The following is a 22,292-nucleotide window of genomic DNA, read 5'->3' on the forward strand; positions in this document are numbered from 1 at the left end:
CCCGATCGCCATGACTTTTGCCCATACCACCGTGCTGCTCGACGAAGCAGTCGATGCGCTGCTGCTGCAGCCGCATGAAGACGCGCCCGATCCGGCCGCCGGCACCTATGTCGACGGCACCTTCGGCCGCGGCGGCCATTCGCGTGCCCTGCTGGCTCGCCTGGGCCCGGCCGGCCGTTTGATCGCGTTCGACAAGGACCCGGAGGCCGTGGCTGCGGCCACCAGCGGCGACAACGCCATCACCGATCCGCGTTTCGAGATCCATCACGCCAGCTTTGCCAGCATGGCCGAGGTGCTGGCCCAGCGTGCGCCTGCAGGTGCCGACGGCGTGCTGATGGACCTGGGCGTCAGCTCGCCGCAGATCGACAACCCCGCCCGCGGCTTCAGCTTCCGCTTCGATGGCCCGCTGGACATGCGCATGGACACCACGCGCGGCGAAAGCGCGGCGGACTTCCTGGCGCGTGCCGACGAGCGCCAGATTGCACAGGTGATCCGCGACTATGGCGAAGAACGGTTTGCTGTCTCGATTGCAAAGGCGCTTGTGGCTCGCCGCGAGGGCGGAAAACCACCGCGAACCACTGCCGAGCTGTCCGAGCTCGTGGCTGGTGCGGTCAAGACCCGCGAAGCCGGCCAGAACCCTGCCACACGCACCTTTCAGGCTCTTCGGATTTTCGTCAACGCCGAGCTTGAAGAGCTTGAGCAAGGCCTGCGGGCTGCGCTGAGCCTGCTGAAGACGGATGGCCGGCTGGCGGTGATCAGCTTCCATTCGCTGGAAGACCGCATCGTCAAGACCTTCATCCAGCACGAGAGCCGCGTGGAGGTGGACCGCCGCGCGCCGTTTGCGCCGCCCAGCCGTGCGCTGCGCCTGCAGCCGCTGGGCCGCATCAAGCCGTCCGAAGGCGAAGTGCGCGAGAACCCGCGCTCGCGCTCGGCCGTGCTGCGCGTGGCGCGCCGACTGTCGGTCGAGGAGAGCGGGCTGTGACGCGCGTGAGCCTGATCCTGCTGCTGGCGCTGATGGGCAGCGGGCTGTACCTGGTCAAGGTCAGCTACGAGGCGCGCAAGCTGTTCGCCGACATCGAACGCGCCAAGGCCGACGAGCACCAGCTGGCCGCCGAGGCCACGCGGCTGGACGCCGAGCGCCGCAGCGAAGGCACGCACCTGCGCGTGGAGCGCGATGCCCGCGAGAAGCTGCAGATGCGCCTGCCGTCGCCGGACGCGACGCTGTACGTCGCCGAGACGCGTGCGGCCTCCGGGGGGGCTCGGTGATGGCCAAGAAGGCTACGAATTCAGTGCGCGGCGTGAACTACTCGACCAGCCCTTTGCTGGCCTCAAAAACGCCGCCGTGGCGCAGCCGTTTCCTGGTGCTGCTGGTGGGCGGCGCCTTCCTGGTGCTGATTGCCCGTGCGCTGTACGTGCAGGTGCTGGAAGCCGAGTTTTTCCAGAAGAAGGGCGAGGAGCGTTTTGCCTCCACGCTGGCCCTGTCGGCCAGCCGCGGCCGCATCCTGGACCGCAATGGCCAGATCCTGGCCATCAGCGTCAACGCGCCGACCATCTCGATCAACCCGCAGCAGTTCAAAGCCAACGCCGACCAGAAGCGCCAGCTGGTCTCGCTGCTGGGCATGAAGCCGCAGGAGCTGGAAGGCAAGCTGGCCGAGGACAGCGCCTACGCGGTGCTGCGCCGGCAGATCGATGGCGGCGTGGCGCAAGAGATCCGCAAGCTTGGCATCAAGGGCATCACGCTGGAGCCGGGCTACCTGCGCCGGTATCCAGAAAACGAATCGGCCGCGCACGTGGTCGGCTTCACCGACATCCAGGACGAAGGCCAGGAAGGCATCGAGCTGACCTTCCAGAAGCAGCTGCAGGGCCATGGCGGCTCGCGCAGCGTGGTCAAGGACAGGCTGGGCCGCATCGTCGAGGACCTGGGCGAGCCGGTGGACCCGCGCGACGGCAGCGACGTGCAGCTGACCATCGATTCCAAGGTCCAGGCGCTGGCCTACCAGCGTATCCGCGATGCCGTGCAGCAGCACCATGCCAAGGCCGGCAGCGTGGTGGTGCTGGACGCGCAGACCGGCGAGATCCTGGCGCTGGCCAACTACCCCAGCTACCTGCCTGAGGAGCGCCACAACCGCACCGGCGCCCAGCTGCGCAACCGCGCGGTGACGGACGTCTTCGAGCCCGGCTCGACGATGAAGCCGTTTGTCGTCTCGAAGGCGCTGGAACTGGGCCTGGTCAGGCCAGACATGGTGATCGACACCAGCCCGTTCATGGTCGGCCCGCTGCGCGTCAACGACGATCCGCACCCGCACCCGGCGCTGACGGTCTCGCAGGTGATCCAGAAGTCCAGCAACGTTGGCACCGTGCGCATCTCGCAGAAGATCGAGGCGCGCGACATGGGCGAGATGTACCAGGCGCTGGGCTTCGGCAGCAAGCCGCAGATCGGCTTTCCCGGTGCGGCCACCGGCAAGCTGCGGCCCTGGCGCAGCTGGAAGCCGGTCGAGAAGGCGACGATGAGCTACGGCTACGGCCTGTCGGCCTCGCTGCTGCAGATCGCCCGCGCCTACACGGCGATTGCCCGCGACGGCGAGCTCGCGCCGCTGACGCTGGTCAAGGGTGAAGAGGCCACCGCTTCGGTGCAGATCTTCCAGCCGGAAACCGTTCGCACCATGCGCCAGATGTTGCGCGGCACCGTGCAGCCCGGTGGCACCGCGCCGCTGGCGCAGCCTCTGGGCTACTCGGCGGGTGGCAAGACCGGCACCGCGGAAAAGATGGAAAACGGCCGCTACAAGAGCGGCAACTACCGCGCCTGGTTCACCGGCATTTCGCCGATCGACAAGCCGCGCGTGGTCGTGGCCGTGATGCTGGACGAACCGAAGCCGATCTACTTTGGTGGCCTGGTTGCCGCACCGGTGTTCAAGGGCGTGGTCGAGCAGACCTTGCGCACGCTGGGCGTGCCGCCGGACCTGGAAGTCAAGCCGCAGGTGGTCGCCCAGATCGGCCCCACCGCAGACGCCAACAAGACGACGCACTGAGACGCCGCACCGACATGCCACTTACCCATCTCAGAAGTGCCGATGCAGCCGCCCGCTGGTTGACCTCCTGGGTCACCGGCGCGCTGCGCACCGACAGCCGCCTGGTGCAGCCCGGCGACGCCTTCATTGCCTGGCCCGGCCAGCGCAGCGACGGGCGGCAGTTCGTCGAGGCCGCGCTGGCGGCAGGCGCGGCCACCTGCCTGGTCGAGCACGAAGGCGTGGGCGAGTTCGGCTTCCAGGATGCCCGCGTGGCCACGCTGCCCGGCCTGAAGGCGGCGACCGGCCTGATCGCCGATGCCTTCTACCGCCACCCCAGCCAAGCGCTGAAGGTGATCGCGGTCACCGGCACCAACGGCAAGACTTCCAGCGCCTGGTGGACCGCGCAGGCGCTGAGCCTGCTGGGCCAGCGCTGCGGCGTGGTCGGCACGCTGGGCGTGGGCGAGCCGCCGCGGCCGCGCTCGCATGTGCCTGGTGCAGACAACGCGGCGGACGCTGGCAGCATCGAATTCACCGGCCTGACCACGCCGGATCCGGTGGTGCTGCAGGCGGGTTTCCGCCGCATGGCCGACGAAGGCTACGCCGCCTGCGCGATCGAGGCCTCGTCCATCGGCGTGGTCGAGCAGCGCCTGGCGGGCACGCGGCTGGAAGTTGCGCTGTTCACCAACTTCACCCGCGATCACCTGGACTACCACGGCAGCATGGAGGCCTACTGGGCCGCCAAGCGCCAGGTCTTCGCCTGGCCCGGCCTGAAGGCCGCGGTGATCAACGTGGACGATCCGCAAGGCGCGCTGCTGGTGGCCGACCTGGCCGGCAAGGGCCCTGCGTTGTGGACGCTGTCGGTGCGCGACGAGGCCCGGCTGCAGGCGCAGGACGTGGGCTACACCGCGCAAGGCCTGAGCTTCACGCTGGTTGAATCTTCCGCGCGCGTGCCGGTGCAGACCCGGCTGATCGGCGACTACAACGTGCTGAACCTGCTGGGTGTGATTGGCGGCCTGCGCGCGCTCGGCGTGCCACTGGCCGATGCTGCGGCCGCTGCGGCCCAGGTCACGCCGGTGCCTGGGCGCATGCAGCGTGTGCCGCTGCCGGCCGGCGCGGTGGCGTCGCCCGAAGTGGTGGTCGACTATGCCCATACGCCGGACGCGCTGGACAAGGCCATCTCGGCGCTGCGCCCGCTGGCGCAGGCGCGTGGCGGCCAGCTGTGGTGCGTGTTCGGCTGTGGTGGCGACCGGGACGCGACCAAACGCCCGCTGATGGGTGAGATCGCCCAGCGCCTGGCCGACCGCGTGGTCGTCACCAGCGACAACCCGCGCGGCGAATCGCCTGAAGCCATCATCGGCCAGATCATCGAAGGCACGGTCGAGGCGCGCAGCCTGGCGCCGGTGCAGACCGAACCGGACCGTCGTGCCGCGATCTTCCAGACTCTGGCCACTGCCGCATCGCAAGACGTGGTGCTGATCGCCGGCAAGGGCCACGAGGATTACCAGGAGATCAACGGCTTCAAGCACCCGTTCTCCGATGCCGCGGTGGCAACCGCGGCGCTGCAGTCTCGGAGCGCGAACTGATGGCCTCTTTCACGCTCGCCACGGTCCATCGGTTGTTGCCGGACGCACAACGCGTCGGCCCGGCCGTGGCTGGCGGCGATGAGGGGTTGGCGCTGCGCCGCGTGCACACCGACACCCGCACGCTGGCAGCCGGCGACCTGTTCGTTGCGCTGAAAGGCGAGCGCTTCGACGCACATGACTTCCTGCCGCAGGCCGCCGCTGCCGGCGCCGTGGCGGCCATCGCGTCGCACGGCCTGGCCGAAGCCGGCCTGCCCGGCCTGCAGGTGGCCGACCCGCTGCGCGCGCTGCAGCAGCTGGCCACCGGCTGGCGTGAGCAGTTCACTTTGCCGTTGATCGCAATCACTGGCAGCAATGGCAAGACCACGGTCACGCAGATGATCGCCAGCATCCTGCGCGCGGCGCAGGGCGAGGCGGCGCTGGCCACGGCCGGCAACCTGAACAACCACATCGGCGTGCCGCTGACGGTGCTGCGCCTCACCGCCGCGCACCGCCTGGCGGTGATCGAACTGGGCATGAACCACCCGGGCGAGATCGCCGAGCTGGCCGCCATTGCCCAGCCCACCGTCGCGCTGGTCAACAACGCGCAGCGCGAGCACCTGGAGTTCATGCAGACGGTCGAGGCCGTCGCGCAGGAAAATGGCAGCGTGATCAGCGCGCTGCCGGACAACGGCGTCGCGGTCTTCCCGGCCGACGACGCACACAGCGCCACTTGGCAGGCGCTGGCCGGCACGCGCCGCGTGCTGCGCTTTGCGCTGGGCGACACGGCCGAGACCGGCGCGGACGTCGGTGGCCAGGCGCGCTGGGCGGGTGACCACTGGGTGCTGCAGATGCACACGCCCGTCGGCGAGGCTGGCCTGGCGCTGCGCGTGGCGGGCCGGCACAACGTGAAGAACGCATTGGCCGCGACGGCCTGCGCGCTGGCGGCTGGCGTGCCGCTGGGTGCGGTGGTCGCTGGGCTGCAGGCCTTCGAGCCGGTCAAGGGCCGCTCGCAGGTCAAGCTGCTGGCCTCGGGCCAGACGCTGATCGACGACAGCTACAACGCCAACCCCGATTCCGTTCGTGCCGCCATCGAGGTGCTGGCCGAGCTGCCGGCGCCGCGCTGGCTGGTGCTGGGCGACATGGGCGAGGTTGGCAACGAAGGTCCGGCCTTCCATGCCGAAATCGGCGCGCTGGCGGCGGAGCGCGGCATCGAGCATGTCTGGACCGCTGGCGAGCTGGCGTTGCACGCCGCGCAGGCCTACGGTCCGACGGCGCGGCATTTCACCGGTGTGGCCGAGTTGCTGGCGGCGGTGGACCGACCAAAGGCGCAGGCAGTGGTCGTCAAAGGCTCGCGATTCATGAAGATGGAACAGGTCGTCGCCGCACTGCAAGCGGCCGGCGCACAAGACAAAGGGGAGGCCGCATGCTGCTGAGCCTGTCGCAGTGGCTGCAGGGCCTGTACCCGGAGCAATTCGGTTTCCTGCGCGTGTTCCAGTACCTGACCTTCCGCGCAGTGATGGCTGCGCTGACGGCCCTGGTCATCGGCCTGGTGTTTGGCCCGTGGGTCATCCGCCGCCTGACCGAGCTGAAGATCGGCCAGCCGATCCGCGAATACGGCATGCAGAGCCACCTGGCCAAGCGCGGCACGCCGACCATGGGCGGCGCGCTGATCCTGATCGGCATCGGCCTGGCGACGGTGCTGTGGAGCGACTGGAGCAACCGCTTCGTCTGGATCGTGATGCTGGTGACCTTCGGCTTTGGCGCCATCGGCTGGACCGACGACTGGCGCAAGGTGGTCGACAAGAACCCCGAGGGCATGCGCTCGCGCGAGAAGTTCATCTGGCAGTCGCTGATCGGACTGGTCGCGGCGCTGTACCTGGCGTTCAGCGTCTCGGAGACCAACAACCTGCGCGTGCTGGAGCTGTTCCTGCGCTGGGTGCAGAGCGGCTTCTCGAACGACCTGCCGCCAAAGGCCGACCTGATGCTGCCGTTCTTCAAGACCATCAGCTACCCGCTGGGTGTCTTCGGCTTCATCGGCCTGACCTACTTCGTCATCGTCGGCGCCAGCAATGCCGTCAACCTGACCGACGGGCTGGACGGCCTGGCCATCATGCCGGTGGTGCTGGTGGCCGGCGCGCTGGCCATCTTCAGCTACGTGGTGGGCAGCGCGGTCTACAGCAAGTACCTGCTGTTTCCCTACATCCCTGGCGCTGGCGAGCTGATGATCTTCTGCGCCGCGATTGCCGGTGCCGGCTTGGCCTTCCTGTGGTTCAACGCGCACCCGGCCCAGGTCTTCATGGGCGACGTGGGTGCGCTGTCGCTGGGCGGCGCGCTGGGCACGGTCGCGGTCATCACGCGGCAGGAGATCCTGCTGGGCGTGATGGGCGGCGTGTTTGTCGCCGAGGCGCTGTCGGTGATGCTGCAGGTGGGCTGGTTCAAGTACACCAAGAAGAAGTACGGCGAAGGCCGGCGCATCCTGAAGATGGCGCCGCTGCACCACCACTTCGAGAAGTCCGGCTGGAACGAAACCCAGGTCGTGATCCGCTTCTGGATCGTGACGATGCTGCTGTGCCTGATCGGCCTGGCAAGTCTGAAGCTCCGCTAGTCATGACAGCCCCCACGCTCACTTTGTTCGCTGCCCCCCAAGGGGGCGCTCGGCCTGCTTGGGGCGGCCCGGCGCTGGCCTCGACATGAACCATCTGCGCGACCTCTCCATCCTCATCCTGGGCCTCGGTGACTCCGGCCTGGCGATGGCGCGCTGGTGCGCGCGGCATGGCGCCGCGCGCATCCGCGTGTGGGACTCTCGCGAGATGCCGCCGCAGGCCGCAGCGTTGGCCGCAGACGTGCCGGCCGCCGAGCGTTTCTCCGGCGCGCTGGACAACGACCTGGCGACGGGCCCGCTGGCCGACGTGCAATTGCTGCTGAAGAGCCCCGGCCTGGCCCCGGCGGACTCGCGCATCGCGCCGCTGCTGGCCGCTGCGCGCGCCAAGGGCCTGGCGCAGCAGAGCGAGTTGGACCTGTTCGCGCGTGCGCTGGCCGACCTGAAGGCCGACCGCGGCTATGCGCCCAAGGTGCTGGCCATCACCGGCACCAACGGCAAGACCACGACCACCGCGCTGACCTCGATGCTGGTCGAAAGCTGCGGCAAGCGAGTGGGCCTGGCTGGCAACATCGGCCCGACGATGCTGGACACGCTGGCTGCCGCGCTGGACCTGGAGCCGCTGCCGTCTGCCGAAGCCGAAGCCGAGGATGTCGCGCCAGCCGAGCCGGTCGCGGAGTTGACAGCACCTGTCGAGGCCGAGCCGCTGGACGAGCCCGCGGAGCCGGTGGAGGTGGAAGCCGAGGCCGAGCCCGAAGCGCTGCCGCTCGATGACGAAGACGCGCTCGCACCGCCCGTCGTGCTGGCCCCACCGCCGCCCAAGCTGCCGGTGTTTGCGCACCTGCCGGACGTGTGGGTGCTGGAACTGTCCAGCTTCCAGCTCGATGGCGTGCAAGGCTTCGAGCCCAGCGCGGCCACGGTGCTGAACGTCACGCAGGATCATCTGGACTGGCACGGCACGATGGCCGCCTATGCCGCGGCCAAGGCCCGCATCTTCGGCCAGCAGGCGCTGATGGTCGTCAACCGCGACGACACGCTGGTCGAGGCGATGGTGCCGGCGCCTGTGGTGGTCGCGGGCGGCCGCGGCAAGCCGAAGAAATCCATCGGCCGTGCAGTCTGCCGCTTTGGCCTGGACGCACCGCAAAAGCCAGGCGACTTCGGCCTGGTCACCGGCGGTGGCATGGACTGGCTGGTGCGTGCGATGCCCGCCGACGAGACCATCAAGAAGCGCAAGGGTGAAGAAGAGGACGAACTGCTGCTGCAGCGCCTGATGCCGGCAGACGCATTGCGCATCCGCGGCCGCCACAACGCCGCCAACGCGCTGGCCGCGCTGGCGCTGTGCACCGCCATTGGCCTGCCGCTGGCGCCGATGCTGCACGCGCTGCGCGAATACCGCGGCGAGCCGCACCGGGTCGAGATGATCGGCCAGATCGGTGGCGTCGAGGCCTTCGACGACAGCAAGGGCACCAACGTCGGCGCGACCGTGGCGGCGCTGGACGGCCTGGGCCAGGACTGCGGCGGCAAGCTGGTCGTCATCCTCGGCGGCGACGGCAAGGGCCAGGACTTTTCGCCGCTGGCTGCACCAGTGGCGCGCCACGCCCGCGCGGTCGCGACCATCGGCCGCGATGCCGCCGCCATCGAGGCGGTGCTGGGCGGCGGCGGCGTGCCGCTGCAGCGCCACGCCACGCTGGAAGCCGCCACGCGCTGGTGCTTCGAGCAGGCGCAGGAAGGCGACGCGGTGCTGCTCAGCCCGGCCTGCGCCAGCCTGGACATGTTCCGCAACTACGCCCACCGCGCCGAGGTCTTCATCTCGGCAGTGCAGGACCTGGCGGCCGAGCGTGGGGAGATCCTGACGTGAGCGTGGCTGACACCTTGCGCCAACCCTTCGTCGGCCTGCGCGAGCGCGCTGCGGGCTTGTTCGGTCGCGCTGGTGGCGAGCGGCTGCCGATCCGCGACTGGATCGGTGGCGTCTCGGCCAAGCCGGTGCAGCTTTCGGGCTACGACACCGGGCTGATCTGGGTCACCGCCTTGCTGCTGGCGCTGGGCCTGGTGATGGTCTATTCGGCCTCGGTGGCGATGCCGGACAACCCGCGTTTCGCGCGCTACGTGCCGACCTTCTTCCTGAGCCGGCAGGCGATGTTCATCGGCGTGTCGTTCGTGGCCGCGCTGGTCACGCTGCAGATCCCGATCGCCGTCTGGGAGAAGTGGGCGCCGTGGCTGTTCGCCGCCACGCTGGCGATGCTGATCGTCGTGCTGGTGCCCTTCATCGGCAAGGGCGTCAACGGCGCACGGCGCTGGATTCCGCTGGGCGTGATGAATTTCCAGCCCAGCGAGCTGGCCAAGCTGGCGATGGCCATGTATGCCGCGAGCTACATGGTGCGCAAGATGGAAGTGAAGGAGAACTTCGTCAAGGCGGTCTGGCCGATGGCGGTGTCGCTCGGCGTGGTCGGCGTGCTGCTGCTGGCCGAGCCGGACATGGGCGCCTTCATGGTGATCGCCGCGGTGGCGCTGGGCATCCTGTTCCTTGGCGGTGTCAACGGCCGCATGTTCTTCCTCAGCGTGGCGGTGCTGGTTGGCGCATTCGTGCTGATGATCGTCTTCAGCGAATTCCGCCGCCAGCGCATCTTTGCCTACCTGGACCCTTGGAATCCGGACTATGCGCAGGGCAAGGCCTACCAGCTGACCCACTCGCTGATCGCGTTTGGCCGCGGCGGCGTGTTCGGCCAAGGCCTGGGCGCGTCGATCGAGAAGCTGCACTACCTGCCCGAGGCGCACACCGACTTCCTGCTCGCGGTGATCGGCGAAGAGCTGGGCTTCATCGCGGTGCTCGCGGTGATCCTGGCCTTCTTCTGGCTGACCCGCCGCATCTTCGTGATCGGCCGCCAGGCCATCGCGCTGGACCGCGTGTTCGCCGGGCTGATGACGCAAGGCATCGGCATCTGGTTCGGCGGCCAGGCCTTCATCAACATGGGCGTGAACCTCGGCGTGCTGCCCACCAAGGGGCTGACGCTGCCGCTGCTGAGCTACGGCGGCTCGGGCGTGATGCTGAACCTCGTTGCGCTGGCCATCGTGCTGCGTGCGGATTTGGAAAACAGGCAGCTCATGCGAGGAGGCCGCGCATGACCGGGACCACCTCGATGGCTTCCACCCGCCACCTGGTCATCATGGCCGCGGGCACCGGCGGGCATGTGATTCCTGGCCTCGCGGTGGCGCGAGAGATGATGACCCGTGGCTGGTCGGTCAGTTGGCTGGGCACCGAGGGCGGCATGGAAAACAGGCTGGTGCCGGCCACCGGCATTCCGATGGACCGGCTCTCGTTTTCCGGCCTGCGCGGCAAAGGCCTGCTGCACACGATGACCGGCGGCCTGCGCCTGCTGAAGGCCTTCTGGGACAGCGCGCGCATCCTGCGCCGCCGGCATGCCAATGCGGTGCTGGGCATGGGCGGCTATGTCTGCTTCCCGGGCGGGCTGATGGCGGCGGCGCTGGGCAAGCCGCTGGTGCTGGTGAATGCCGACGCCGCGCTGTTGATGAGCAACAAGGCCTTGCTGCCGGTGGCCGACAAGGTGGCCTTCGGCTTCGACGGCCCGGCGGCCGACAAGGTCAAGCGCGCGCTGGTGACCGGCAACCCGGTGCGCGTCGAGATCGAGGCGATGCCGCCCCCCGAGCAGCGCTTTGCCGGCCGCGAAGGGCCGCTGCGCGTGCTGGTGGTCGGCGGCAGCCTGGGCGCCCGCGTGCTGAACGAAACCGTGCCGGCGGCGCTGTCGCAGATGCCGGCCGAATTGCGGCCACAGGTCACCCACCAGACCGGTGTGACGAACCTGGACGACGTGCGCAGCCGCTACGCCACGCTCGGCCTGCAGGCCGAGGTGCTGCCCTTCATCGACAACATGGACCAGCGCCTGGCCGACTGCGACCTGATCGTCTGCCGCGCCGGCGCGATCACCGTCAGCGAACTCTGTGCGGCCGGTGTGGCCAGCGTGCTGGTGCCGCTGGTGGTGTCGACCACCTCGCACCAGCGCGACAACGCCGCCTGGATGGCAGAGCGCGGCGCCGCGCTGCACCTGCCGCAGACCGACATGAACCCCCAGCAGCTGGCCGGGCTGCTGCAGCAACTGGACCGGACGCAACTGCTCGCGATGGCTCAAAAGGCCCGCATGCTGGCGCGTCACGGCGCGGCCGGCAAGGTCGCCGATGAGATTGAAAGGCTGATCAAGCCATGAAACATGCAGTGAAGCACATTCACTTTGTCGGCGTCGGTGGCGCCGGCATGAGCGGCATCGCCGAAATCCTGCACAACCTGGGCTACAAGGTCTCCGGCTCGGACCAGGCCGACAGCGCGACCACGCGCCGCCTGGGCGAACTGGGCATCCAGATCTTCATCGGCCACGACGCGGCGCACATTGCCGGCGCCGGCGCGGTGGTCACGTCCACCGCGGTGCGCGGCGACAACCCCGAGGTGATCGCAGCCCGCAGTGGCCGCATCCCGGTCGTGCCGCGTGCGGTGATGCTGGCCGAGCTGATGCGGCTGAAGAAGGGCATTGCGATTGCCGGCACGCATGGCAAGACGACGACCACCTCGCTGGTGACCTGCGTGCTGGCAGAGGCCGGCGTGGACCCGACGTTTGTCATCGGCGGCAAGCTCAACTCGGCCGGTGCCAATTCGCGCCTGGGTTCAGGCGACTTCATCGTCGTCGAGGCCGACGAGTCGGACGCTTCGTTCCTGAACCTGATGCCCATCCTGTCGGTTGTCACCAACATCGACGCCGATCACATGGACACCTACGGCCACGACTTCGCGAAGCTGAAGGGCGCGTTTGTCGACTTCGTGCACCGCATGCCGTTCTACGGTGCCGCCATCCTGTGTGGCGACGACCCCGGCGTGAAAAGCATCATCCCGATGATCTCGCGCCCGGTCATCACCTACGGCATGGGCGAAGACGTGCAGGTGCGCGCGGTCAATGTGCAGGCATTGCGCGGCGGCCAGATGCGCTTCACCTGCCAGCGCCGCAATGGCACAGTGATGCCGGACCTGGACATCACGCTGAACCTGCCGGGCGAGCACAACGTGCGCAATGCGCTCGCCGCGATTGCGGTGGCCACCGAGCTGGAACTGCGCGACGAGCCCATCCTGGCCGCGCTGGCCGGTTTCACCGGCGTGGGCCGGCGCTTCCAGCGCTATGGCGAGCTGGCAGCCAACGGAGGTGGCGCCTTCACGCTGATCGACGACTACGGCCACCACCCGGTCGAGATGGCCGCGGTGCTGGCGGCGGCGCGCGGTGCCTTCCCAGGCCAGCGCCTGGTGCTGGCCTTCCAGCCGCACCGCTACACCCGCACCCGGGACTGCTTCGAGGACTTCGTCAAGGTCATGGGCCAGGCCGACGCGGTGCTGCTGACGGAGGTCTATGCCGCCGGTGAATCGCCCATCGTCGCGGCGGACGGCCGCTCGCTGGCACGGGCCCTGCGTGTGGCCGGCAAGGTCGACCCGGTGTTTGTCGACGAGGTGACGCTGCTGCCGGAAGAGATCAGGGCGTTTGCACGAGACGGCGATGTCGTGATTGCAATGGGCGCTGGCTCGATTGGCGCAGTGCCGGCGCGCGTGGTGGAACTGGCGGGGCAAGCATGAGCACGGTGGATGTGAAAGCCTTTGGAAGAGTGGCGGTGCTGATGGGCGGCGATTCGGCCGAACGGCCGGTGTCGCTGATGTCGGGCGAAGGCGTGCTGAAGGCGCTGCTGTCGCAAGGCGTCGATGCACATGCCTTCGACCCGGCCGAGCGCCCGCTGCAGGACTTGAAGACCCAGGGCTTCGCGCGCTGCTTCATCGCGCTGCATGGCCGCCATGGTGAAGACGGTTCGGTGCAGGGCGCACTCGAATTGCTGGGCATTCCCTACACCGGCTCGGGCGTGATGGCCTCGGCGGTGGCGATGGACAAAGTCATGACCAAGCGGGTGTGGATCGCCGAGGGCCTGCCCACGCCGAAGTTCCGCCGCCTGCGCCGTGGCGAGCATGGCCGCGAAGTGACACGCGAAGTGCCGGACACGCTGGGCCTGCCGCTGATCGTCAAGCCCGCAAGAGAAGGTTCCTCTTTTGGCGTGACCAAGGTGGCGGGGTATTCAGGGATGCAGGAAGCGGTGGCCTTCGCCGCACAATTCGACCCTGACGTGCTGTGCGAAGAATTCATCGAAGGCGACGAAGTCACCTGCCCGGTGCTGGGAGAAGGCGACGCCGCCGTCGCGCTGCCGGTGATCCGCATCCAGGCACCCGACGGCAAATACGACTTCGAGCACAAGTACCACTCCGACGAGACGCAGTACCACTGCCCGAGCGGCTTGCCCGAGGCCGAGGAGCGCGAGATCCAGCGCATCGTCGTCGAGGCTTATCGCCTGCTGGGCTGCCGCGGCTGGGGCCGCGCCGATTTGATGATCCGCGCCAGCGACCGCAAGCCCTTCCTGCTGGAGATGAATACCTCCCCGGGCATGACCGGCCACTCGCTGGTGCCGCGCTCGGCTCGGGCCGCCGGCATGAGCTACGAGCAGCTGTGCGTGCACCTGCTGGCCGGTGCCACGCTGGACAACCCGCCGGCCAAGCGCTGAACGCATCATGAACGCCGCTGCCACTTTCACCGCCCGCTTTGCTCGCAGCCCGCTGCGCGCCGAGCTGCCGCTGGACGTGCGGGTCATGAACACGACCACCGCCGCCGTGGTGGTGCTGGCGCTGGTGGTGGCCGCGGGTGCGGCTGCCGGCTGGATTGCGCGCCAGCCGTACTTCACGATCCGCAGCATCCGCCTCGAAGGCGACGTGACACGCAACAGCGTGGCGACCATCCGCGCCAATGCCGCGCCGCGGCTGGCCGGCAGCTTCTTCACGATGGACCTGCAGGCCGCGCGCGAAGCCTTCGAAGCCGTGCCCTGGGTGCGCCATGCGGTGGTGCACAAGGTCTGGCCGAACCGGTTGCTGGTGCGGCTGGAAGAACACAAGCCGGCGGCGGTGTGGCTGGGCGATGAAGGCAACGACCGGCTGGTCAATTCGCATGGCGAGATCTTCGACGCCAATGTCGGCGACGTGGACGATGAGCGGCTACCGGAATTCGATGGCAACGAGGGCCAGGCGCCGGCGATGCTGGCGATGTACCGGCGGCTCACCGCGGTGTTCCGGCCGATGGATTTGAGCCCCGTGCGGCTCGCGCTGTCGGACCGCGGCTCCTGGGAGGTCGAACTGGACAACGGCGGCGTGGTCGAGGTGGGCCGCGGCTCGGAAGACGAGGTGATCGCGCGTTGCGAGCGCTTCGTGCGCACCGTCAGCCAGGTCGCCGCGCGCCAGCACCGGGCCTGGAACCGCGCCGACCTGCGCCATGCCGACGGCTATGCGTTGCGACTGAACACAGCGGCCGACACCGGCACGCGCACCAACTGAGGAAGGCATGGCCAAGGAATACAAGGATCTCGTCGTCGGGCTGGACATCGGCACCGCCAAGGTGATGGCGGTGGTGGCCGAGGTCCTGCCCGGTGGCGAGCTGCGTGTGGCCGGCCTGGGGGTGGCGGCGTCGCACGGCTTGAAGCGCGGCGTGGTGGTCAACATCGATGCCACGGTGCAGAGCATCCAGCAGGCGCTGAAGGAGGCCGAGATGATGGCCGCCTGCAAGATCGAGCGGGTCTACACCGGCATCACCGGCAGCCACATCCGCGGCCAGAACTCGACCGGCATGGTCATCGTGCGCGACAACCGGGAGGTCACGCCGACCGATGTGGCGCGCGTGATCGAGACCGCCAAGGCGATCAACATCCCGAACGACCAGCGCTTGCTGCTGGTCGAGTCGCAGGAGTTCGTGATCGACGGGCACGAGGTCAAGGAGCCGATCGGCATGAGCGGCAGCCGGCTCGAAGTCAAGGTGCACATCGCCACCGGCGCCCAAAGTGCCGCCGAGAACATCCTGAAGTGCGTGCGCCGCTGCGGGCTCGAAGTCGAGCAACTCGCGCTGAGCCCGACGGCGTCGGCCGCGGCAGTGCTGACCGAAGACGAAATGGACCTGGGCGTGGCGGTGGTCGACATCGGCGCCGGCACGACCGACGTGGCGATCTACACCGGGGGCTCGATCCGCCACACGGCCGTCATTCCCATCGCTGGCGACCTGATCACCAGCGACATCGCGATGGCGCTTCGCACGCCGACCAAGGACGCCGAAGAGATCAAGGTCGAATATGGCGTGGCCAAGCAGCTGCTGGCCGACCCGAGCGAGCAGCTCGAAGTGCCGGGCCTGGGCGACCGGGTGCCGCGCATGCTGTCGCGCCAGGCGCTGGCCGGCGTGATCGAGCCGCGGGTCGAGGAGATTTTTTCGCTGGTGCACCAGGTGATCCGCGAGTCCGGCTACGAGGAACTGCTGTCGTCGGGCATCGTGATCACCGGCGGCACGGCGGTGATGCCGGGCATGGTCGAACTGGGGGAGGACATCTTCCTGAAGCCGGTCCGCAAGGGCCTGCCGACCTACTCGGGCGCGCTGTTCGACATGGTGGCCAACCCGCGTTCGGCCACCGTGATGGGTCTGCTCGAAGAAGCACGCCTGGCCCACACCCGCGGCCACAAGGCGGCGCAGCAGGCGGGGTCGGTCAAGACAATGTTTGGGAAAGCCCGGGACTGGTTCCTGGGCAATTTCTAGGGATGTGGGTCCCGGATCAAGAGGCTCGCTTGAAGCCTCGCCAGAAGTGATTGAGTCAATCAGTTTTTTTCAGATAACGGCAACTGCAACGCGACGACGAAGGAGGTTCCAATGGCCATCGAGATGATCGAAGAATTTGACCAGGGCACGCAGATCAAGGTGATCGGCGTGGGTGGCGGCGGCGGCAACGCTGTCGAGCACATGATTGCCCAGGGCGTGCAAGGCGTGGAATTCATCTGCGCCAACACCGACGCGCAAGCGCTGAACCGCAGCGCCGCGGCGCAGCTGGTTCAGCTGGGCTCCACCGGCCTGGGCGCAGGTTCCAAGCCCGACGTGGGCAAGACCGCGGCCGAAGAGGCCGAGGACCGCATCCGCGTGGCCATCACTGGCGCGCACATGCTGTTCATCACCGCCGGCATGGGCGGCGGCACCGGCACCGGCGCCGCGCCGGTCATCGCCCGCGTGGCCAAGGAAATGGGCATCCTGACGGTGGGCGTGGTGACCAAGCCCTTCGACTTCGAAGGCGGCCGGCGCTGCAAGCAGGCCGACGCAGGCGTTTCCGAGCTGGAAGCCAACGTCGACTCGTTGATCGTGGTGCTCAACGAGAAGCTGCTGGAAGTGCTGGGCGACGACGTCACGCAGGACCAGGCGTTTGCGCATGCCAATGACGTGCTGAAGAACGCCGTGGGCGGGATCAGCGACATCATCCACATCCCCGGCCTGGTCAACGTCGACTTCGAAGACGTGAAGACCGTGATGAGCGAGCCGGGCAAGGCGATGATGGGCACCGCGATCGCCAGCGGCCCGGACCGCGCGACCAAGGCGGCCGAGGCCGCGGTCGCCTGCCCGCTGCTGGAAGGCATCGACCTGTCCGGCGCGCGCGGCGTGCTGGTGCTGATCGCGGCCTCGCGCAACAACTTCAAGCTGTCGGAAAGCAAGAACGCGATGAACGCGATCAAGCGCTACGCCGCCGACGAAGCCCACATCATCTACGGCACCGCCTATGACGAAAGCCTGGGTGACCAGCTGCGCGTGACGGTCATCGCCACCGGCCTGTCCTCGGCCCGCCGTGCGCAGGCGCCGCTGACGGTGGTGCAGACCCAGCCCGTGCTGCGCACCGGCACCGACAACCTGCCGCTGCTGAACACGCCGATGCAGGCCGGCATGGCCGGTGCGGCGCATGGCATGAGCCACGGTGCAGCGCCTGCGCCTGCAGCGCACGACTACGGCCACCTGGCCACGCCGAGCGTTTGGCGCACCGGCCGCACGCAGGCGGCAGCCAAGGTCGAAGCGCTGAGCTCCAACGGCATGGACGAAATCGAAATCCCGGCATTTCTCCGCAAGCAAGCCGATTGAGCTTGAGTGAAGCGTCGATCCGCTGAGGGTCGGCGCCTGCGTTGAAGTTGCGGTGATGTTTCGGGGCGCTTGGACGCCCCGTTTTTCGTGGCATCTGCAAAAGCGTTCGGCAGAAACTGTCCCTTGAAGCAGTGACGAAGGCGCAGGGCACCAGCACGCTGGCGGCGAGTCCCTACACTGCGCACCATGACTGCATTGACTGTCGTGATCGTTGAGGACGATGAACGCTTCCGCGCCGCGTTCAGCGCAATGGTGGCGCAGGCGCCTGACATGCTGCTGGCCGGCACCGCTGCCGACCTGCCGCAGGGCCTGCAGCTGCTGCAAAGCGTGCGCCCGGACGTGTTGCTGGTCGACCTGGGCCTGCCCAGCGGCAGCGGCATCGAGCTGATCCGCTTCGCGCATGACCACCTGCCGCAGACCGACGTGATGGTCGTCACCGTGTTTGGCGACGAGCCGCATGTGATGGCCTCGCTGGAAGCGGGGGCCACCGGCTATCTGCTGAAGGACAGCCGGGCCGAGGATTTGGTCGAGCAGATCCGGGCCCTGCGCGCCGGCGGCAGCCCCATCAGCCCGGTGATCGCCCGCCAGCTGCTGCTTCGCCTGGCGCCCGAGCCGCAACCCACCGCGGCCGACGATGCCTTGCTGTCGCCGCAGGAACGCCAGGTGCTGACACTCAGCGCCAAGGGCTTCAATTTCGAAGAGATCGCCCGCATGCTGAACGTCTCCCGGCACACGGTGATGACTTACGTGAAGCGCAGTTACCGCAAGCTGCAGGTGCATTCCAAGACCGAGGCGATCTACGAGGCCCGCAAGCTGGGCCTGGTGCGTGACTGACAGCGCGCTTGCGGCGCCGCCCGCCTTGGGGCGGCGCCGGGCCTGGTGGGCCGTGGCCGGGATGGTCGCGGTGCTGCTGCTGCTCGGCGGTGCGGTGGCGCTGCTGGTGACGGCGGTGGCCGCCGCGCCGTCACCCGGCCCGCTGCGCGATGCAATGCGGGACCACGCGCTGCTTCACCTTGAAGCCTTGCCGGCCGGCCTGCCTGCCGACTTGCCCGAGGCCCAGTTCGAAGGGCGAGAGCGGCTGCTGCTGCAAAGCCTGCCGTCGCCAGACGCCGCAGGCTGGCAGCCCGCCAGCCTGCCGGCGCTCAAGCAGACGCCACTGGGCGATTCGGTCGCGCGCGGCAGCCTGTCGGTCTGGTGGTACCGGGTGCAGGTGGTCGTGCCGGCCTTGTCTGTGGACAGTGCCGGCGCGCGCACGCCGATGGTGCTGTACGTGCCGCGCGTCTCGGGCGGCGCGGTGCTGCTGGCGCAATACGGTGGCGAAGTCGGCGGCGAGACCGTCAGCGCCGCGCCGCACTGGCAGCTGCGCTGGGATGGCAGCGCCGGCTGGCGCGAGCAGTGGAACCGGCCCGTGTGGGTTGACCTGGGTGCGCAGGTGCCAGGTACCCGGCTGACATTGGCCCTGGGTGTCGTGCGGGCGCCAGACCGTTCGCACCGACTCAGCCGGCTGTACGTTGGTCCGCGCGAGTTGCTGACCCGGCGGCTGGAACTGCGGCTGCTGCTGCAGCAGGCCGCGCCGCAAGTTGCCAGCCTGACCTTCCTGGCGCTGGGACTGGTGGCCTTCGTCTATTGGCTGGGGCGGCGCGGCAACCGGCCCTACCTGCTGTTTGCACTGACCTCGGTGGCCTGGACACTGCGCAACCTTCACTACTACGTGCAGTTCCCTGCGAGTGACACCGGCCTGGAGTGGTTCTGGTGGATGAGCAACGCTTCGCTTTCGTGGGTCATGGTGCTGATGTACATGTTCGCGATCCGTTTCGACAGGCGGCGCCACCGCGGCCTGGAGCGCGCGCTGGTGGCCTTCGTGGTCATTGCGACGCTGCTGGCCATGCCCGGCTCGCCGCTGCAGGCGGTGTCGCAGATCCACCTGGTCAATGCGGTGGTGGCGCTGGGCGTGGGCCTGACCATGGGCTGGCTGGCCTGGCACGATGGCGGGCGGGACTTCCGGCTGATCACGCTGGCGCTGTGGGTGACGAATGTGTTCGGCCTGCACGACCTGCTGCTGGTCTCGGGCGCGATCACGCCGGAATCGGTCTACCTGCTGCCGTTTGCGATGTTGCTGATGTTCCTGGCCTTCCTGCACGCTGCGCAGCACCGCTACTCGATGGCGATGGACCAGGTGGCCCAGGCCAACACCATGCTGGAGCAGCAGCTGGCCACGCGCGAAGCCGAGTTGCGGACCAACCACGAGAAGCTGCGGGCGGTCGAGCGCGAGCAGGCGCTGCTGCTGGAGCGCCAGCGCCTGATGCGCGACATGCACGACGGCCTGGGCTCGACGCTGATGTCCTCGCTGGTGCTGGTAGAGCAGGGCAAGCTCGACAGCGCCGCGGTGGCGCTGCTGCTGCGCGAGTGCGTCGACGACTTGCGGCTGGTGATCGACTCGCTGGAGCCGATAGGCCACGACCTGGTCACGCTGCTGGCGTCGCTGCGCCACCGCCTGGGCAGCCGGCTCGAATCGGCCGGGCTGCGCATGCTCTGGGAGGTCGAAGACCTGCCGCCGCTGGAGTGGCTGCACCCGCCCGATGCCTTGCACGTGCTGCGCATCGTGCAGGAGGTGCTGACCAATGTGCTCAAGCACGCCCGCGCCGGCGAGGTGCGGGTCGCGACGCTGCAGACCGAGGGCGGCGTGCGTGTCGTGATCGCCGACGACGGGGTCGGCTTCGACAGCGCCACCGCCCTGCACGGCCGCGGCCTGCGCCACCTGCGCCAGCGCGCCGGCCGGCTGGGCGGCCAGATCGAGATCGAGAGCCGGCCGGGGCAGGGCACGCGGGTGCTGCTGGACCTGCCGCTGGTGCGGGGCGCGGTGCGCTGAACCGAGCGAGCCCCGCCGCCGGAAGACCTATGCCGCGGCGGCCCCGAACACGTGCGCCCGCCCCAGCACGCTGATCGAGACGCTGTCGCCCACCGCCGGCACATGCACCGCCGGGCTGCGCACCAGGATGGGCGCCGCCGAGCCGGGCTGGTCTCCCAGCAGCCGCACCGCCACGCCGCAGACCGAGCCGCCGAAGTCGACCTCGGTCACCACGCCGCGGCAGGCACCGGCGCCGCTGGCGGCCGCGGCGTCCTCGCCGTGGCCGGACACCGGCTGCAGCTGCAACTGCTCGGGCCTGAGCATGATCTGTACCGCGCCCTGGCCGCGCGGGTCGTCGGTGGCGATGCGGCCCAGCGCGCAGTCGGCCCAGCCTTGCTGCAGCTGCGCCGGCAGGATCACGGTGTCGCCGAGGAAGCTGGCGGTCTCGGGGTCCTGGGGCTGCAGGTAGAGCTCCAGCGGCCGGCCGACCTGTACCAGCCGCCCCGCGCGCATCACGGCCACCTGGTCGGCGAAGGACAAGGCCTCGGCCTGGTCGTGGGTGACCAGGATGGTGGTGATGCCGGCGCCGCCCAGCAGCTCGGCGACGGCCTTGCGGGTGCTGGCGCGCAGGCCGGTGTCGAGCGCGGAGAAGGGCTCGTCCAGCAGCATCAGCTGCGGCCGCTGGGCCAGCGCGCGGGCCAGCGCGACGCGCTGCTGCTGGCCGCCGGAGAGCTCGTGCGGGCGGCGCGCGAGCATGGCCTGCGGCAGCGCCACCATCTCCATCAGCTCGGCGATGCGCTGGGCGCGGCCGGGTGCGTTGCGCGGCAGGCCGAAGCCGATGTTGTCGGCCACGCTGAGGTGGGGGAAGAGCGCACCGTCCTGCGGCACGAAGCCGATGCCGCGGCGGTGCGCCGGCAGCGCGTCGGCGCCGTCGGCCAGCGTCTGCCCGGCCAGCACGATGCGGCCGCTGTCGGGCAGCTCGAAGCCGGCGATCAGGCGCAGCAGCGTGGTCTTGCCCGAGCCCGAGGGGCCGACGATGACGGTGCGGCTGCCAGAGGCCACGTCGAGATCGACGTGGTCCAGCACCTGGGCGCGGCCATAACGTTTGCAGGCGGCCTGCACTTCCAGAAAACTCATCGTCCTGCGACCCGTTTTGATTGCACGTGGAGCAGCCAGGTCATGGGCAGCGAGAGCGCCACCATCAAGACCGCGTAGGGCGCGGCGGCTGCGTAGTCGATCTCGCTGCTGTAGGCCCAGAAGGCGGTGGCCAGCGTCTGGGTGCCGTTGGGCGCCAGCATCAGCGTGGCGGTGAGCTCGGTGGTGATGCCGAGGAAGACCAGCGCCGCGCCGGCCGCCGCGCCCGGCGCCGCCAGCCGGATGGTGACGGCCCACAAGGCCTGCGCCGGCGTGCGGCCCAGGCTGCGCGCCACCTGCTCCAGCTCCACCGGGGCCTGGGCGATGCCGGCGCGCAGGCTGATCAGCGCGCGCGGCAAGAACAGCATGGCATAGGCCAGCAGCACGGTGACGGCGGTCTGGTAGATGGAGGGCGTGACCCGCACGGTGACGGTCACCAGCGCCAGCGCGACGACCACGCCGGGCAGCGAGCCTATCAGGTAGTTGCAGCCCTCGAGCAGGCGCTGCAGCCGGCTGGGCGCGCGTATCGCGAGCCAGGCCATGGGCACCGCGGCCGGCACCGTGAGCAGGCTGCCGCCCAGCGCCAGCAGCAGCGTCTGGCCCAGCGCCGGGCCCAGCTCGCCCAGGCGCCAGATGCCGGCGCCGCCCGCCAGCAGCCAGCGGCCCAGCGTGATCAGCGGCACGCCCAGCGCCAGCGCGGTCGTCAGCACCGGCAGCAGCAGCGCCAGCGCGGTGAGCTTGCCGAGGCGGCGGCGCGGCAGCAGGCGGGCGGCGCCCGAGCCGACGCGGGCATAACGCTCGCGCCCGCGCAGCAGCGCCTCCAGCCCCAGCAGGCCGAAGCAGGCCACCACCAGCACGCCGGCCAGCATGTTGGCGGCCGGGCCGTTGTAGCTGGACTGGAACTGGTCGACGATGGCGGTGGTGAAGGTGTCGAAGCGGATCATCACGTACAGGCCGTACTCGGCCAGCAGGTGAAGCCCGATCAGCAGCGCGCCGCCGCACAGCGCCAGCCGCAGCTGCGGCAGCACGACGCGCAGAAAGACCTGCCAGGGGCTCAGCCCCAGCGAAGCGGCGGCGTCCTCGATGGCCGGGTCGAGCCGCCGCAGCGACGACGCGATCGGCAGGTAGAGGAAC

The 22,292-nt window shown here is 69.2% G+C and carries 18 protein-coding genes; 16 read left to right on the forward strand and 2 right to left on the reverse strand.

All coding sequences use genetic code 11. The features are described 5' to 3' along the window. The first annotated feature begins 10 nt into the window (after positions 1-10). The 16 genes from rsmH to ACAH41_RS17815 all read left to right on the forward strand — a co-directional run bounded on the left by rsmH (position 11) and on the right by ACAH41_RS17815 (position 20,045). Complete coding sequence (gene rsmH, locus ACAH41_RS17740; protein WP_325655088.1) at positions 11-982, forward strand: 16S rRNA (cytosine(1402)-N(4))-methyltransferase RsmH; 972 nt, start codon at positions 11-13, stop codon at positions 980-982. Beyond that, positions 979-1,266 (forward strand): cell division protein FtsL, encoded by a 288-nt coding sequence (ftsL, locus tag ACAH41_RS17745; protein WP_325655090.1) that lies wholly within the window; start codon positions 979-981, stop codon positions 1,264-1,266. The genes rsmH and ftsL overlap by 4 nt, the downstream gene beginning before the upstream one ends. Continuing rightward, a complete protein-coding gene (locus ACAH41_RS17750; RefSeq protein ID WP_325655092.1) occupies positions 1,266-3,029 on the forward strand; it encodes a penicillin-binding protein 2 in 1,764 nt (587 codons plus the stop codon). Before ftsL ends, ACAH41_RS17750 begins: the two co-directional genes overlap by 1 nt. Before the next feature lie 14 nt (positions 3,030-3,043). After that, the gene (locus ACAH41_RS17755) at positions 3,044-4,591 is read left to right on the forward strand and encodes a UDP-N-acetylmuramoyl-L-alanyl-D-glutamate--2,6-diaminopimelate ligase (protein WP_325655094.1); all 1,548 of its coding nucleotides are present in this window, start codon (positions 3,044-3,046) and stop codon (positions 4,589-4,591) included. After that, the gene (gene murF, locus ACAH41_RS17760) at positions 4,591-6,003 is read left to right on the forward strand and encodes a UDP-N-acetylmuramoyl-tripeptide--D-alanyl-D-alanine ligase (protein WP_325655096.1); all 1,413 of its coding nucleotides are present in this window, start codon (positions 4,591-4,593) and stop codon (positions 6,001-6,003) included. The genes ACAH41_RS17755 and murF overlap by 1 nt, the downstream gene beginning before the upstream one ends. After that, complete coding sequence (mraY, locus tag ACAH41_RS17765; RefSeq protein ID WP_325655098.1) at positions 5,994-7,175, forward strand: phospho-N-acetylmuramoyl-pentapeptide-transferase; 1,182 nt, start codon at positions 5,994-5,996, stop codon at positions 7,173-7,175. The genes murF and mraY overlap by 10 nt, the downstream gene beginning before the upstream one ends. Before the next feature lie 85 nt (positions 7,176-7,260). Beyond that, complete coding sequence (gene murD / locus ACAH41_RS17770) at positions 7,261-9,027, forward strand: Mur ligase family protein (protein WP_325655099.1); 1,767 nt, start codon at positions 7,261-7,263, stop codon at positions 9,025-9,027. Beyond that, on the forward strand, positions 9,024-10,292 hold the full coding sequence (ftsW, locus tag ACAH41_RS17775) for a putative lipid II flippase FtsW (protein WP_370538393.1): 1,269 nt from the start codon (positions 9,024-9,026) through the stop codon (positions 10,290-10,292). The genes murD and ftsW overlap by 4 nt, the downstream gene beginning before the upstream one ends. Further along, entirely contained in the window at positions 10,289-11,389 is a 1,101-nt protein-coding gene (gene murG / locus ACAH41_RS17780; RefSeq protein WP_325655100.1) for an undecaprenyldiphospho-muramoylpentapeptide beta-N-acetylglucosaminyltransferase, read from the forward strand. The genes ftsW and murG overlap by 4 nt, the downstream gene beginning before the upstream one ends. Further along, the gene (gene murC, locus ACAH41_RS17785; RefSeq protein ID WP_325655102.1) at positions 11,386-12,792 is read left to right on the forward strand and encodes a UDP-N-acetylmuramate--L-alanine ligase; all 1,407 of its coding nucleotides are present in this window, start codon (positions 11,386-11,388) and stop codon (positions 12,790-12,792) included. Before murG ends, murC begins: the two co-directional genes overlap by 4 nt. Continuing rightward, positions 12,789-13,760: a D-alanine--D-alanine ligase gene (locus tag ACAH41_RS17790; RefSeq protein ID WP_325655104.1), complete on the forward strand. Its 972-nt coding sequence runs from the start codon at positions 12,789-12,791 to the stop codon at positions 13,758-13,760. The genes murC and ACAH41_RS17790 overlap by 4 nt, the downstream gene beginning before the upstream one ends. A gap of 7 nt (positions 13,761-13,767) precedes the next feature. Next, positions 13,768-14,580, forward strand: coding sequence for a cell division protein FtsQ/DivIB (locus ACAH41_RS17795; RefSeq protein ID WP_325655106.1), 813 nt, complete (start codon positions 13,768-13,770; stop codon positions 14,578-14,580). A gap of 7 nt (positions 14,581-14,587) precedes the next feature. Beyond that, positions 14,588-15,820: a cell division protein FtsA gene (gene ftsA, locus ACAH41_RS17800; protein ID WP_141288466.1), complete on the forward strand. Its 1,233-nt coding sequence runs from the start codon at positions 14,588-14,590 to the stop codon at positions 15,818-15,820. A 111-nt stretch (positions 15,821-15,931) separates the two neighbouring features. Next, the gene (gene ftsZ, locus ACAH41_RS17805; protein ID WP_325655108.1) at positions 15,932-17,176 is read left to right on the forward strand and encodes a cell division protein FtsZ; all 1,245 of its coding nucleotides are present in this window, start codon (positions 15,932-15,934) and stop codon (positions 17,174-17,176) included. A gap of 186 nt (positions 17,177-17,362) precedes the next feature. Next, the gene (locus tag ACAH41_RS17810) at positions 17,363-18,010 is read left to right on the forward strand and encodes a response regulator transcription factor (RefSeq protein ID WP_325655110.1); all 648 of its coding nucleotides are present in this window, start codon (positions 17,363-17,365) and stop codon (positions 18,008-18,010) included. A 61-nt stretch (positions 18,011-18,071) separates the two neighbouring features. After that, positions 18,072-20,045 carry an ATP-binding protein gene (locus ACAH41_RS17815; protein ID WP_370538397.1) on the forward strand — a complete coding sequence of 658 codons (1,974 nt, stop codon included), beginning with the start codon at positions 18,072-18,074 and terminating at the stop codon, positions 20,043-20,045. A gap of 27 nt (positions 20,046-20,072) precedes the next feature. Here the strand turns inward: ACAH41_RS17815 and ACAH41_RS17820 are convergent, their stop codons facing one another. Together ACAH41_RS17820 and ACAH41_RS17825 are read right to left on the reverse strand one after the other, a co-directional pair. Continuing rightward, the gene (locus ACAH41_RS17820) at positions 20,073-21,161 is read right to left on the reverse strand and encodes an ABC transporter ATP-binding protein (RefSeq protein WP_370538394.1); all 1,089 of its coding nucleotides are present in this window, start codon (positions 21,159-21,161) and stop codon (positions 20,073-20,075) included. Continuing rightward, positions 21,158-22,292, reverse strand: a 1,135-nt coding sequence (locus ACAH41_RS17825) for an ABC transporter permease (RefSeq protein WP_370538395.1), incomplete at its 5' end; no start/stop codon positions are given. The genes ACAH41_RS17820 and ACAH41_RS17825, both read right to left, overlap by 4 nt.

Source organism: Ideonella sp. (assembly GCF_041287625.1).
Classification (GTDB): Bacteria; Pseudomonadota; Gammaproteobacteria; order Burkholderiales; family Burkholderiaceae_C; genus Ideonella.

Coding starts and splice junctions, on each gene's coding strand:
- rsmH (WP_325655088.1), top strand. CDS start 11: ATGACTTTTGCCCATACCACCGTGCTGCTCGACGAAGCAGTCGATGCG.
- ACAH41_RS17750 (WP_325655092.1), top strand. CDS start 1,266: ATGGCCAAGAAGGCTACGAATTCAGTGCGCGGCGTGAACTACTCGACC.
- ACAH41_RS17755 (WP_325655094.1), top strand. CDS start 3,044: ATGCCACTTACCCATCTCAGAAGTGCCGATGCAGCCGCCCGCTGGTTG.
- murF (WP_325655096.1), top strand. CDS start 4,591: ATGGCCTCTTTCACGCTCGCCACGGTCCATCGGTTGTTGCCGGACGCA.
- mraY (WP_325655098.1), top strand. CDS start 5,994: ATGCTGCTGAGCCTGTCGCAGTGGCTGCAGGGCCTGTACCCGGAGCAA.
- murD (WP_325655099.1), top strand. CDS start 7,261: ATGAACCATCTGCGCGACCTCTCCATCCTCATCCTGGGCCTCGGTGAC.
- murG (WP_325655100.1), top strand. CDS start 10,289: ATGACCGGGACCACCTCGATGGCTTCCACCCGCCACCTGGTCATCATG.
- murC (WP_325655102.1), top strand. CDS start 11,386: ATGAAACATGCAGTGAAGCACATTCACTTTGTCGGCGTCGGTGGCGCC.
- ACAH41_RS17790 (WP_325655104.1), top strand. CDS start 12,789: ATGAGCACGGTGGATGTGAAAGCCTTTGGAAGAGTGGCGGTGCTGATG.
- ACAH41_RS17795 (WP_325655106.1), top strand. CDS start 13,768: ATGAACGCCGCTGCCACTTTCACCGCCCGCTTTGCTCGCAGCCCGCTG.
- ftsA (WP_141288466.1), top strand. CDS start 14,588: ATGGCCAAGGAATACAAGGATCTCGTCGTCGGGCTGGACATCGGCACC.
- ftsZ (WP_325655108.1), top strand. CDS start 15,932: ATGGCCATCGAGATGATCGAAGAATTTGACCAGGGCACGCAGATCAAG.
- ACAH41_RS17810 (WP_325655110.1), top strand. CDS start 17,363: ATGACTGCATTGACTGTCGTGATCGTTGAGGACGATGAACGCTTCCGC.
- ACAH41_RS17815 (WP_370538397.1), top strand. CDS start 18,072: ATGGTCGCGGTGCTGCTGCTGCTCGGCGGTGCGGTGGCGCTGCTGGTG.
- ACAH41_RS17820 (WP_370538394.1), bottom strand. CDS start 21,161: ATGAGTTTTCTGGAAGTGCAGGCCGCCTGCAAACGTTATGGCCGCGCC.